Annotated in this window: 12 protein-coding genes; all 12 read right to left on the bottom strand. The window is 58.6% G+C overall.

Features of this window, described 5'->3' with window-relative positions; translation table 11 throughout:
• Position 1: 1 nt before the first annotated feature.
• The 12 genes from CHU70_RS08275 to rho all read right to left on the bottom strand — a co-directional run bounded on the left by CHU70_RS08275 (position 2) and on the right by rho (position 12,210).
• Positions 2-982 (bottom strand): F0F1 ATP synthase subunit gamma, encoded by a 981-nt coding sequence (locus CHU70_RS08275; protein WP_005509705.1) that lies wholly within the window; start codon positions 980-982, stop codon positions 2-4.
• Positions 983-1,035: 53 nt separating this feature from the next.
• The gene (gene atpA / locus CHU70_RS08270) at positions 1,036-2,679 is read right to left on the bottom strand and encodes a F0F1 ATP synthase subunit alpha (protein ID WP_005509387.1); all 1,644 of its coding nucleotides are present in this window, start codon (positions 2,677-2,679) and stop codon (positions 1,036-1,038) included.
• Between the two features lie 54 nt (positions 2,680-2,733).
• Positions 2,734-3,552: a F0F1 ATP synthase subunit delta gene (locus CHU70_RS08265; RefSeq protein ID WP_048735245.1), complete on the bottom strand. Its 819-nt coding sequence runs from the start codon at positions 3,550-3,552 to the stop codon at positions 2,734-2,736.
• A 5-nt stretch (positions 3,553-3,557) separates the two neighbouring features.
• Positions 3,558-4,121 carry a F0F1 ATP synthase subunit B gene (locus CHU70_RS08260; protein WP_005509352.1) on the bottom strand — a complete coding sequence of 188 codons (564 nt, stop codon included), beginning with the start codon at positions 4,119-4,121 and terminating at the stop codon, positions 3,558-3,560.
• Positions 4,122-4,153: 32 nt separating this feature from the next.
• Positions 4,154-4,405 carry an ATP synthase F0 subunit C gene (locus CHU70_RS08255; RefSeq protein WP_016422456.1) on the bottom strand — a complete coding sequence of 84 codons (252 nt, stop codon included), beginning with the start codon at positions 4,403-4,405 and terminating at the stop codon, positions 4,154-4,156.
• A 141-nt stretch (positions 4,406-4,546) separates the two neighbouring features.
• On the bottom strand, positions 4,547-5,341 hold the full coding sequence (gene atpB / locus CHU70_RS08250) for a F0F1 ATP synthase subunit A (protein WP_147719094.1): 795 nt from the start codon (positions 5,339-5,341) through the stop codon (positions 4,547-4,549).
• 390 nt (positions 5,342-5,731) lie between these two features.
• Positions 5,732-6,181: a hypothetical protein gene (locus tag CHU70_RS08245; RefSeq protein ID WP_005509564.1), complete on the bottom strand. Its 450-nt coding sequence runs from the start codon at positions 6,179-6,181 to the stop codon at positions 5,732-5,734.
• Positions 6,178-7,410 carry a glycosyltransferase family 4 protein gene (locus CHU70_RS08240; protein ID WP_242451384.1) on the bottom strand — a complete coding sequence of 411 codons (1,233 nt, stop codon included), beginning with the start codon at positions 7,408-7,410 and terminating at the stop codon, positions 6,178-6,180. The genes CHU70_RS08245 and CHU70_RS08240 overlap by 4 nt, the downstream gene beginning before the upstream one ends.
• Before the next feature lie 82 nt (positions 7,411-7,492).
• Positions 7,493-8,149: an L-threonylcarbamoyladenylate synthase gene (locus CHU70_RS08235; RefSeq protein ID WP_005509411.1), complete on the bottom strand. Its 657-nt coding sequence runs from the start codon at positions 8,147-8,149 to the stop codon at positions 7,493-7,495.
• A 37-nt stretch (positions 8,150-8,186) separates the two neighbouring features.
• Positions 8,187-9,131 (bottom strand): peptide chain release factor N(5)-glutamine methyltransferase, encoded by a 945-nt coding sequence (gene prmC, locus CHU70_RS08230; RefSeq protein ID WP_147719096.1) that lies wholly within the window; start codon positions 9,129-9,131, stop codon positions 8,187-8,189.
• Complete coding sequence (prfA, locus tag CHU70_RS08225) at positions 9,118-10,191, bottom strand: peptide chain release factor 1 (RefSeq protein WP_005509382.1); 1,074 nt, start codon at positions 10,189-10,191, stop codon at positions 9,118-9,120. Before prfA ends, prmC begins: the two co-directional genes overlap by 14 nt.
• A gap of 66 nt (positions 10,192-10,257) precedes the next feature.
• Positions 10,258-12,210 (bottom strand): transcription termination factor Rho, encoded by a 1,953-nt coding sequence (gene rho, locus CHU70_RS08220; protein ID WP_147719097.1) that lies wholly within the window; start codon positions 12,208-12,210, stop codon positions 10,258-10,260.
• Between the last annotated feature and the right edge of the window lie 505 nt (positions 12,211-12,715).

Genomic DNA, 12,715 nt, shown 5'->3' with positions numbered 1-12,715 from the left:
TCTAGTCACTTTCTCCGCTGTCGTCGAGCGCACCGGCGCCACCGACGATTTCTGTGATTTCCTGGGTAATCTGTGCCTGACGTGCCTGGTTAGCAACACGCGAGAGGTCCTTGACCAGCTCGGTAGCGTTGTCCGTCGCGGACTTCATAGCGTTACGACGGGCAGCGGACTCAGAGGCAGCGGCCTCGAGCATCACTGCGAACAGAGTGCGGGACACGTACTGCGGCAGAAGCTCTGCCAACAGGGTGTCTGCATCAGGCTCGAATTCATAGTCCGGCTTGAGGTCATCTGATCCATCGGACAGCATGTCCTCGCCCTGAGCAATCTCGACATCCTCGTACACAGGCTCAATCGGGAGCATCTGGTGTGCACGCGGAATCTGAGAAAGCATGGACACGAATTCCGTGTAGACAACGTGGACCTGGTCGAAGCCCTGAACGGCCTCGCCGTTGGTGCCACGCAGGCCTTCGCGGTACTTGGCAGTGCCCTCGGCCGTAGCGTTGAAACCATCAATGAGGTGACGACGCACGTCGTGGGTTGCGGCGTAGTCCGGATCCTGGGAGAAGCCCTCCCACGTACCGGCGAGCTCGACACCACGGAAGTCGTAGTAGTCGGTGCCCTTACGGCCAGTCACGTAGAGAACGACCTCATGCCCCTGCTCTTCCAGAGCGGTACGCAGTTCTGCAGCCTTCTTCAGGACGTTGTGGTTGTAGCCGCCACACATGCCGCGGTCACTGGTGACAACCAGGACTGCAACACGCTGGTTACCCTCACGCTTTACGAGCATCGGGTGATCCAACGACGAAGCCGATGCGAGACGTCCGATGACCTTCTCGATTTCGTCGGCGTACGGCTGGGAGTCTGCTACGCGACGCTGCGCCTTAGTAATGCGCGAGGTTGCGATAAGCTCCTGGGCCTTGGTGATCTTCTTGGTCGAGTTCACCGACTTGATTCGGGCTCGAAGTTCACGAAGATTCGCCATGTCCTATTCCCTCCCTTCAATTGCGAAAACGGTCATTGAGTAGCTCAACCTGCCTAGTTCTGGGCAGTCTTGCGGGAGACCGTAATCTGCTGCTTCTTGAGCTCGCCCTCGTCGAGTGCCTCGACCGGAGCCTCGGAAGCCAGCGGTGCGCCCTCAGAAGTCTGGAAGGACTTCTTGAAGTTAGCGGTAGCGGACTTCAGAGCAGCCTTGGACTCGTCAGAGAAGGCGACGCCGCCGTCAATCTGCTCGAAGACTGCAGGCTGAGTGTCCTGCAGGTGCTCAAGCAGCTCGGCCTCGAAGCGACGGACGTCCTCAACCGGGACATCGTCAAATTCGCCCTCGCCAGCGAGGTAGATGGAGGTCATCTGGTACTCGACCGGCTGCGGGTGGTTTTCCTTCTGCTTCAGCAGCTCAACCAGACGCTGACCGCGCTCCAGCTGACGCTTGGAGGCATCGTCCAGGTCGGATGCGAACATTGCGAATGCTTCCAGGTCGCGGTAGGACGCGAGGTCCAGACGCAGGTTACCGGAAACCTTCTTCATGCCCTTGGTCTGTGCGGCACCACCAACACGGGAAACCGACACACCGACGTTAATAGCCGGGCGGACACCCTGGTTGAACAGGTCGGACTCGAGGAAGACCTGGCCGTCGGTAATGGAAATGACGTTGGTCGGAATGAAGGCCGACACGTCGTTTGCCTTGGTCTCGATGATCGGCAGTGCGGTCAGCGAGCCTGCACCCATGTCGTCGGAGAGCTTCGCAGCACGCTCCAGCAGACGGGAGTGGAGGTAGAAGACGTCACCCGGGTAAGCTTCGCGTCCCGGCGGGCGACGCAGCAGCAGCGAGATGGCACGGTATGCCTCTGCCTGCTTAGTCAGATCATCGTAAATGACCAGGACGTGCTTGCCCTGGTACATCCAGTGCTGACCCAGTGCGGCGCCTGCGAATGGTGCAAGCCACTTGAAGCCTGCGGCATCCGACGCCGGGGCAGCAACGATGGTGGTGTACTCGAGTGCGCCCTGCTCCTCGAGAGTCTGGCGCACACCAGCAATGGTGGAGCCCTTCTGACCGATAGCAACGTAGATGCATCGCACCTGCTTGCTCGGGTCACCGGACTCCCAGTTAGCCTTCTGGTTCAAAATGGTGTCCAGGCAGACCGCGGTCTTACCGGTCTTACGGTCACCAATGATCAGCTGACGCTGACCACGACCAATTGGGGTCATTGCGTCGATGGCCTTAATACCAGTAGCCATCGGCTCTTCAACCGGCTGACGCTGCAGCACGGTCGGTGCCTGCAGCTCGAGGACGCGGTCCTCTTCAGCCTCAATGTCGCCCAGGCCGTCAATCGGCTGGCCCAGGGGGTTAATTACGCGACCGAGGAACTTGTCCCCGACCGGAATCGAAAGGACGTCACCCGTCCGCTTTACCTCGTCACCCTCTTTAAGCGACTCGAAGTTACCCAGCACCACAACGCCGACCTTGTCGGTGTCGAGGTTCTGAGCGACGCCAATAACGCCGCCCGGGAACTCCAGAAGCTCATTCGTCATGACCGACGGCATTCCCGAAACCTGGGCGATACCATCAGCTGCACTGATAACAACGCCAACCTCCTCGCGGGAGGCCTCCGGGGAGTAGCTCGAGGTGTAGTTCGCAATCGCGCTACGGATCTCGTCGGAGGAGATCGTCAGCTCCGCCATGTTCTTCCTGCTCTCGGTAATATTCTTCCAGTGATTAATCGTCTAAACCATCCGTCAGCCGAGGCCGACGCGCAGCTTCTCAAGCTTTGTTGAAAGGCTACCGTCGATGACCTCGTCGCCAACCCGGATGACCAGTCCACCGAGAATCGACTTATCGATCACGGTGTGGATGGACATCGCCTTGCCGTAGACTCGGCCGAGCTTGTCCGCCAGTGCTCGCTCTTGCTCGTCAGAGACGGCCGTGGCACTGGTCACGCGAGCGACGACGTGGTTCCGCAGGCCGGCGGCTAGCCGGGACAGGGAGTCAATGTCGTCCGCGGGGCGCTTGGATGGGCGGCCAACAGCCTGCAGTGCGAGGGTTTCGGTCACGGAAGTGACCTTGCCGTACAGCACAGAGGCGAGGAGCCCACGCTTGGCTTCGGGGGTTGCGGCCTTGTCGGCCAGCAGCTGTTCAAGCTGCGACTGCTCAGCCAGGATGTGTCCCAGTTGGAACAGCTCAGACTCAACAGTCTCAAGCTGTCCCTGGCCTTCGGCAGAGCGAAGGAGGGCTCGACGGCCCAGCTCTACCAAACCCTCACGCATTTCACGCGGGGTGGACCATACCTGCGCGGCAGCATCCACGACGAGGTTAAGAGTCGTCTCAGATACCTTGCCCGCGAACAGGCTCCGGACAAGGCCGGAACGCTGTTCCGCAGTCGCCGAGGTGTCGGCGACAGCGACACGCAGGCCGCGGTCGGAGTCCAGGACCTCGACGATGTCGAAAAGCTCGGAACCAGTCTGAGCAGCCTGAGCAACAGCGACATTGTCGCCACCGATAGCGGCGTCCAGTCGCTGGCTAAGGGCTGCCAGGGATTCGCGGCTTGCTGCGTGCATGTCGCCTACTTTCCGGCCGGGGCCACGGTGTCAAGGTTGGACAAGAAGTTGTCAATCGTCGACGAGTTACGAACGTCGTCGGAAAGCTGCTCGCCCAGAAGGCGCTCAGCGAGATTGATGGAGTTCTGGCCCATTTCCTTGCGCAGCTCTGCGACTACCTGCTCACGCTGGGCAGCGAGCTGCTTCTCACCGGACTCGATGATTCGTGCGCTCTCGTCATTAGCCTTGGTCGTAGCGTCTGCAATGATGCGCTGACCCTGTGCACGGGCTTCGTCGCGAATCTTTGCTGCTTCAGTACGGGCCTCTGCGAGCTGACTGTTGTACTTTTCCAGAGCGGCCTTGGCTTCAGCCTGTGCAGCTTCAGCGCGTTCAATGCCGCCCTCAATCCGGTCCTCCCGCTCGGTCAGGACCTCCTGGAACTTCGGAAGAACGAGCTTCCAGAAGAGAACCAGGATAACTACCAGCGGGACAACGGACCAGACGATGTCATAGGTCTTTGGCAGCAGCGGGTTAATGGACTCTCCCATCGGGAGGTCACCCGCCGCTAGCAAAAAGGTGAAATCTGTCATGGTTTACGTGTTCTCCGCTTGAAGGTCCGGACTTAGAAAACGAAGCCTGCGACCAGGCCGATCAGGGCGAGAGCCTCAGTGAAGGCGATACCCAGGAACATGGTGGTACGCAGCTGGCCGGCCATCTCAGGCTGGCGTGCCATACCCTCAACGGTCTTGCCGGCGACGATACCGATACCGAGGCCCGGGCCCAGGGTGGACAGACCGTAACCGATGGTCTTCAGGCCAGCGTTGGTGTCGACAGCCTGGACAGCGTCCTGGGCGGAGAGGATGACGTCGTTCATTATGAACCGTTCCCTTTCTTAAAGGATGGCCCCGGATTAAAGATTGTTCTAAGTAGGCCCGGGGCTTTTGTGGGTCAAGTGGGTCTTGCTATTAAATTTGCGAGGCCTTGTTGCCGAAGTTGCGGCCTCATTAGTTATGGGTTAGTGCTCGTCTGCGTGCAGCGACAGTTCGATGTAGACGGCGCTCAGCAGGGCAAAGATGTATGCCTGCAGGAAAATCACCAGCATCTCGAACAGCGTGAATGCTACCGCAGCGACAAGGGTCAACCCGGACAGGGCGGTCCAACCATTCAGCTGCCAGAAGAAGAAGTTCGTGGCACCGAAAAGCAGGACTAGAACCATGTGGCCCGCCAGCATGTTGGCCATCAGACGGATGGTCAGCGTAACTGGGCGGAGAACGAAGTTGGAGAAAATCTCGATCGGCACCACGATGAGGTGGAGTACCGGTGGCAAGTTCGGAATAACGACTGCCGACTTCACAAACTTGAAGAAGCCCATCTTCTTCGAGCCCGCGTAAATGAAGGCAACGTATGCGAACAGGGCCAGAACCAGTGGCATACCGATTCGGGCGTTCGGCGAAATATTGAGGCCAGGAATAATAGCCGCAATATTCATCGAGATAACAAGGAAGAAGATGGTGGCCAGAACCGGAAGGAAACGACGCCCCTCCTTCTTACCCAGAATCTCCTCCGCGATGTGGATGCGGACGAAGTCCAGCATCAACTCCGCAACGTTCTGCAGACCAGTCGGCACGAGCTTCGGACGACGCATTGCGACGACGAAGAACACGGCGACGATCACGGCCATCAAAAGACGAACAATCATCAGGCGGTCCATGGCGTACCAGTCGCCACTGTCACCTAAAATGAAGTCGCCAAATTGTTCACCCGGGAAATACTCCTCCTGCAAGTTGGGTGAGTGAAACTCACCCCGCATCTCGGCAAGTGTTGTAACGCTCAGCGTTCTCTCCCGTGATTGGGCCGCTAGAACTATTGTCAAGCGGTGCGAAGGACGTCATTTAACGTGTCGCGCCGCGGATTCCATTCGCTCATCAGCACGGCGCTCACGGGGACCGTACCTGTGGAAATGATAGTTATTTCGCTACAGGCCGTCTTACCCGAAACTCAGGATAACAGTTCTGACTCATTTTCCCCACCCGGTACACCCCCGCGTTTCCGACCCCGAATCCAACAAAGAGGCCGACCCCCTCTGTGGGTTTCGGCCTCTATTTGTGGCATCTTCTGCACAAACTGGACAATATGCTTATTACCTGCGGTTTTAGAAGCATATTGCAGCCTCTCAGCAGGTCAACAAGTTATTAACGAGCTATTCGTCCTTCATTGGTTGCACATAAGTGAGGTTAGATTGCGACATTCCCCACACTTCTGCACCGAGTGTCACCATCAGAGTGAGTACAACAGTGACGAAGAAAGTCATGTTGTCATAAAACTCAAGATTTCTAATAACAACCAGGACACCGATTAGTACGACAATCTTCAACAACCAACCACCCAGTACAACGGCAAGCGTGACGGACGGCGAAGTTCGAGCAGTAAAGAGGATGCCTAGAACGGTAAGCAATACGAAGCTTCCGCTAATGCCCGCTCCAAGGAGTACGCCCCAGACACCGGGCATACCGTTTTTGCCACCCCAGACCAGCAGCGAAAGCACGGTAATCACAGCGAGCGCGATTGCGCCCGAGCGAGCAGCAGCCAGCAGCGGTCGCCGCGAATCGTCGTATTTAGACTCGGGCTCCGGAGTTGTTTTTTCAGTCACGGTCGAAGATTGTACCTTCTGCGTCCACGTCGACGTCTTATAACCTGCCGGACCCCACTTCCACTTCTGGGACGCGCTCCCCTTGAACGGTCGTCGGCAAGCGCATTGCGACGACGGAGGGTGAAGACAACTGCGATGATAAGCAGGACCCCGAAGGTGAGAGCGACGAATTCAAAGGGGAAAATGGTGGTGACAACGGCGGCGTACGCGACGACCGACACCCATAGGTAAAGCACTAGCACCACGCGGCGATGACTGTGTCCCATCGACAGGAGGCGGTGGTGAATATGCATTTTGTCGGGTGAGAAGGGTGACTTGCCCTGGCTGACGCGGCGAACGACAGCAAGCAGCAAGTCGAGCATTGGCACGCTAATTGCTGCGATGACGACCACAACCGGCGAGATTAGAGCGATGACGTCAGCGGTGCCGTACATGGAGGGCGCGATGCGTCCCGACGCCGACACCGATGCCGCTGCGAGCAGCAAGCCGATCATCATGGCACCGGAATCGCCCATGAAAATGCGTGCGGGCTCGAAGTTGTGCGGCAAGAAGCCCAGGCAAGCGCCGAGGAGGCACGCGGAAATCATCGCGGGTGGATAGGCAGACACGGTTCCGCCTTGGTCGTGAAGCATGACCATCGAATAGACAAGGATTGCAGCTGCGGCGATCATGCCGAGTCCAGCTGCGAGACCATCGATGCCGTCAACAAAGTTGAAGGCGTTAATCAATGCCACAGTAAATAGGACAGTCAAGACTGTGGACATGATTGGATCGAGAATGAGCGTGGCGCCGCCACTGAACGGGATATAGAGCAGATACCAATTGACGCCCATAAATGACATCAAAAGTGCCGCCGCGACCTGCCCCACCAACTTCGTGAGGGCATCTAAGTCAAAGAGGTCATCCCAAATACCGACGATTAGCAAGAGCGACGCGGCCGCCACAACTGCCCTCATATCTGGAGTCATGGGCGGAAAACCACGGTTGAGAGCCGGCATCACCGAGGCAAGGGCGATAGCTGCGACCACCCCGGAGTACATCGCCACGCCTCCGAGCCTGGGCTTCGGAATATCGTGGACATCGCGCGTGCGGGGCGCATCCAACCAGCCCGAGCGGACCAGCACATAACGCACCACTCCAGTGAGCAAATAACTGACAGCAGCGGAAACTAAAACGAGCATGGCGAGCTCGCGGATGGGCACACCTGCCCCACCCGACTGGGCTGCCAATAAGCTCATGTCCGCCACTAGGTACTACTCACCCACACAATCGCTGCAGATACTAAACAGGAAAAGCCTTAGGTAGACAAGACTACTGCCCCAGCAGTCGCTCGGGCGTAGTACTCAAAACCTCGGCAACCGCCGCTGCTGACACAGCGCCTTCGCGCAGAATCCGCGGCACTGGAGTCGAGATATCGACAATCGTCGATGGGGTGCCAATCGTGGCTTCGCCGCCGTCGACGTAGACAGCCGCTTCCCCACCCAACATCTGCTTGGCACGCACGGCATTGGTGGCCGGTGCCTGGCCGGAGATGTTCGCACTGGACACGGCCATCGGACCGGTGCGGCGCAGAATCTCGATAGCAATTGGGTGCAGCGGCATGCGCAGCATGACCGTACCCGCGGTATCACCAAGGTTCCACGGCAAGCTCGGCGCCTGGTTCACAACCAGCGACAGTCCGCCCGGCCAGAAAGCCTCCACCAGCGTGCGAGCAGCTGGCGAGTATTCGCGGACGAGCCCCTCAATCGTGTTCCAGGAACCCACGAGCACCGGTACCGGCATATCCGGGCCGCGGTGCTTGGCACGCAGCAAGGAGGCAACGGCCTGGTTATCAAAGGCATCGCAGCCAAGGCCGTAGACGGTATCGGTAGGCATAACGACCAGCCGTCCTGCCTTCACTGCATCTACTGCTGCTGCAATTGCGCGTTCGCGGTTTTCATCTGTGCTGCAGTCCATAATCCTGCTCATCAGATTTGTGCTCCTGCTTCAAAGTTTGCTTTTAAGATCAATTTTTGCGTCCCACCGTAAAACGGTCACGGCCCGCAAAGTCACGGTGGACCTCTACATCAGCGTAATCCCAGGTGTCCTTTAGCAGTGAACTGACATCGTCTCCTGAAGAGTCATCGTGCTCGATGCCGATGACTCCACCCGGCCGCACCAGCGCATCCACTAGGTTCATCATAGGTCGAATGACATCTAGCCCATCGTCGCCGCCGAAGACCGCAGAGTGCGGATCAGCTCTCACTTCGGGGTCAACTTCGGTGTCTTCGGGCACATATGGAGGGTTGGACACAACAATGTCGGTCTCGCCTACCCATTCGGCGAGCTCAGCGCCATCATCAATCAGCTGAACATCCGTGACATCGCCAGCAATCAGACGCACACGCCCATCGCCGTACGTCTCGATATTCTTCGCAGCCCACGCCCGTGCCCGCTCAGAGAGCTCCACAGCCACCACGTCCGCTTCGGGTACGGCATCGGCGATCGCCAACGCCAACGCACCGGATCCAGTACACAAGTCAACGATTTTCGGCTTGACGACGCCACTTGCGACCAGTTCACGGGCTCGATCGATTGCCCACTGCGCGAGCAGTTCCGTCTCCGGCCGGGGTACAAAAACACCGGGCCCGACCTGTAGTTCCAGGCTCATCATCGGCGCTGTACCGATGATGTGCTGCAGTGGCTCACGAGCCACTCTGCGGGCCAGCATCTCTGCCAAATGCTTGCGACCGGCCTCATCGGTGTACGGTTCGTCTCCGCGGAAGATGATGTCTGCCGGTCCCGCATTGACTGCGGCTGCAAATAGCGCCCGCGCGTCGGCATCCGGAGAAGCCAGCGCCGCGTCGTCAAGCGTGCGACGCGCATAGCGAAACAGCTCGCCGAGAGTACGGACGGAATCCGGTAACGTCGGCGAGCTATTTTCTGCGGGCGTGGGGCTACTCGGCTTCAAGACGCTCAGCGCGCTCCGCGTCGTGGAGGGCCTTGAGCAGGTCATCCATGTCGCCGCCCAGCACCGAGTCCAGGTTGTGAGCCTTGTAACCGATGCGGTGATCGGAAACGCGGTTCTCCGGGAAGTTGTAAGTGCGGATGCGCTCGGAGCGATCCATGTTGCGCACCTGAGACTTACGCTGGTCAGAGGCGGCCTCGGCGATCTCCTCCTCCTTCATCTGCTGCAGTCGAGCAGCAAGGACCTGCATAGCGCGGGCCTTGTTCTGAATCTGCGAGCGTTCCTTCTGACAGGTAACAACGAGACCAGTCGGAAGGTGCGTCAGGCGAACGGCGGAGTCAGTGGTGTTAACACCCTGACCGCCCTTACCGGAGGAGCGGTAGACGTCGACACGCAGATCCTTTTCATCAATCTGGATGTCTTCGACCTCGTCGGGCTCCGGGTAGACCAGCACACCAGCGGCGGACGTTTGAATACGGCCCTGAGATTCGGTAACCGGCACGCGCTGCACGCGGTGGACACCACCTTCAAACTTGAACACGCTCCACGCACCGTCGCGGGACGGAGTCTTGGCTCGGATGGACATAGTCATGTCCTTCACGCCGCCGAGATCAGACTCGGACAGACCGAGAATCTCGGTGGTAAAGCCGTGCTTTTCTGCATAGCGCTGGTACATGCGAGCGAGCTCACCTGCGAAGAGCGCTGCCTCCTCACCGCCGGCACCGGACTTGAGCTCCATAACGATGTCATCGCTGTCGTGCGGATCGCGCGGAGCCAGCAGGTCGGCGAGCTTTTCCTCGAGTTCCTCTGCCTCGGCAGCGAGACGCTCAGCCTCAGCTGCGAATTCGGAGTCCTCGTATGCCATCTCGCGAGCTGCCTCCAGGTCATCCTGGACCTCAGTCAACTTCTTGTGAGTCTGAATGACCGGCTGCAACTCATTGAAGCGCTTGCCGACCTTACGGGCAGCCTTCGGGTCGTTGTGCAGCTCGGGGTCTGCCAGCTGCGCCTCAAGCCCGTGGTATTCGGAGAGGATGTCGTCAACTGCGGAAACCTGATTAGCCATTGAATATTCCTTCAGATTGTGATGGGTGAAATGCTGAGTGGTGCTGTGGTTTGCGGCTAACCCCAGCTAAAGCATGTCGTCCACATCAACGTCGGCGGCCATTGGTGCAGAAGAAGCCACCTGCATCAGGAATTCCTTATTGTTCCGGGTCTTCTTCAGCTGCTTAATCAACAGGTCAATAGCAGCCTGCGACTCCAGCGCGGAGAGGATGCGGCGCAGCTTGTGCATAATGCGAGCCTCCTCCGTGCTGAGCAGCAGCTCATCCTTACGAGTACCCGACGGGTTGACATCCACTGCCGGGAACACGCGGCGCTCGGAGATTTTACGGTCGAGCTTCAGCTCGGCGTTACCGGTGCCCTTGAACTCCTCGAAGATGACGGTGTCGCCTGCGGAACCGGTCTCCACCATCGCAGTGGCGATGATGGTGAGGCTGCCGCCTTCCTCGATGTTTCGGGCAGCACCCAAGAAGCGCTTCGGTGGGTACAGAGCGTTGGAGTCCACACCACCGGAGAGGATTCGTCCCGATGCCGGCGAAGAGTTGTTGTACGCACGGCCAAGGCGGGTAATGGAGTCCAGCAGTACGACGACGTCCTGCCCCTGTTCCACCAGACGCTTTGCACGCTCAATAGCCAACTCGGCCACTGCCGTGTGATCTGACGGCGGGCGGTCGAAGGTAGAAGCAATAACCTCGCCACGGACACTGCGCTGCATGTCGGTGACTTCCTCCGGGCGCTCGTCGACAAGCACGACCATCATGTAGCACTCGGGGTTGTTCGTCGCGATAGCGTTCGCGATGTTCTGCAGGATCGTGGTCTTACCGGCCTTCGGCGGCGAAACGATGAGCGCACGCTGACCCTTACCAATCGGCATAATCAGGTCGATGACGCGAGTGGTGAGGATCTTCTGCTCGGTCTCCAGACGCAGGCGACGGTTCGGGTACAGCGGGGTGAGCTTAGCGAAGTTCGGCCGCTGCTTTGCCTGCTCCGGATCGATGCCGTTTACAGTTTCGACCTTGACCAGCGGGTTGTACTTGCGGCGATTACGGCCGTTGCCATGAGTGACCTGGCCCGAGCCATTCTCACGCGGCATGCGGACCTGACCAGTGACGGCGTCGCCCTTGCGCAGGCCGTACTTACGAACCATTTGCGCGGACACCAGCACATCGTTAGAGCCCGGCAGGTATCCGGACGTGCGCACGAATGCGGTCTTGTTATCTAGCACATCGACGATGCCAGCCACCGGCTGGAGAACGTCATCCTCGCGGATCTCGTCCTGACCGCCGTGTCCCCCACCGTTGTTATCGCGTCCGCGACGGTCGCGGCGATTGCGACGGTTGCGGCGGTTACGGTTGCCACGACCGTCATCGTCATGGTTATTGCGGTCGTTATTGCGATTGTTGTTGCGACCGCGGCGGTTGTTGCGGTTGCCGCGGCCTTCATCGTCGTTGTCTCGATCGTGGTTGTTGCGATCGTTGCGGTTATTACGGTCGTTGCGATCACCGCGGTCATTACGATCATTACGATCGTTGCGATTGTCGTTACGCTCACTGCGGTCGTTGCCGTTATCGGAATCATCGCGGCTATCGTTGCTGCGATCGTCCTGATTCTCCTGCTCGCGCTGACGAGCACGGTTACGACGATTTCGACGCTGCTGAGAACGGGACATCTCCTCGCGGCCATCCGCGTTGGCGTCGTCACGCTTGTCGTTGCCCTTGTCGCTCTTGTCGGCGCTCTTACTAAAACCCTTATCCGCGCTTTCCGACGGCGATTCCTTGGCATCCTTCGCCTTGGAGCCGGTATCCGCAGCCCCAGCCACAGCCTTCTTCGCGCGGGATTTCCGAGCGGGAGCGGAACCAGCAGCCGGGGCACCATTCTTAATGGCCTCAATCAGCTCATGCTTGCGCATGGCGGAGATGCCGCGAATGCCCTTGCTGGAAGCGATTTCACGCAGTTCTGCCATTCGGAGGGCCGCAAGATTCTCTGGGCCGCCTGCCGTGGCAGTGGTGTCCGTATCGGTCACGGATGTCCTTTCATCGACCTTCCCTGCAGTCACTCTCTACAGGGGGCTATGTCATTGACACTTTTTCGCTCTTACTGCCCGCCACCGCGTGTGCTCCGTCGTCGAACCTTTACCACGTGCGGAAAAGTAGCCGCAGCTGACGGGAAATTATCGAAAAAGCCAGGCAAAAGACCTCGACGTTGAAACTAAACCGAGGCATCTTGCCTACATTATTTCCGCATCTCAAACCCGAGCGTCCGGGCTGAAGATGGTTAGGAAATTTTAGGTCCACAGCACCGCAAGACTATGTAGTCGCACTACTGATTTATGTGTTTTCAATGTCACGTTGCGCCATCGCGTTGTGTGAACAACTGCGAAGGTCAACGGCAAGCGGAGTACAAGAAGAAGTACGTATCTAGCCGCGTATTGAAAACGACCTATTGCTCAAGGATAGTCACCAAATAGTCAGGTAGCAACACTAGTTCTCACCTGCGTTTCGCTAGGTCGCGGGGCTGCGAGTCGGTAC

It is taken from the genome of Corynebacterium sp. LK10 (assembly GCF_008042455.1).
In the GTDB taxonomy this organism is placed as follows: domain Bacteria; phylum Actinomycetota; class Actinomycetes; order Mycobacteriales; family Mycobacteriaceae; genus Corynebacterium; species Corynebacterium jeikeium_D.
The sequence above is the reverse complement of the archived record's forward strand: the minus strand, read 5'-3'. Positions and strand labels throughout refer to the sequence as shown.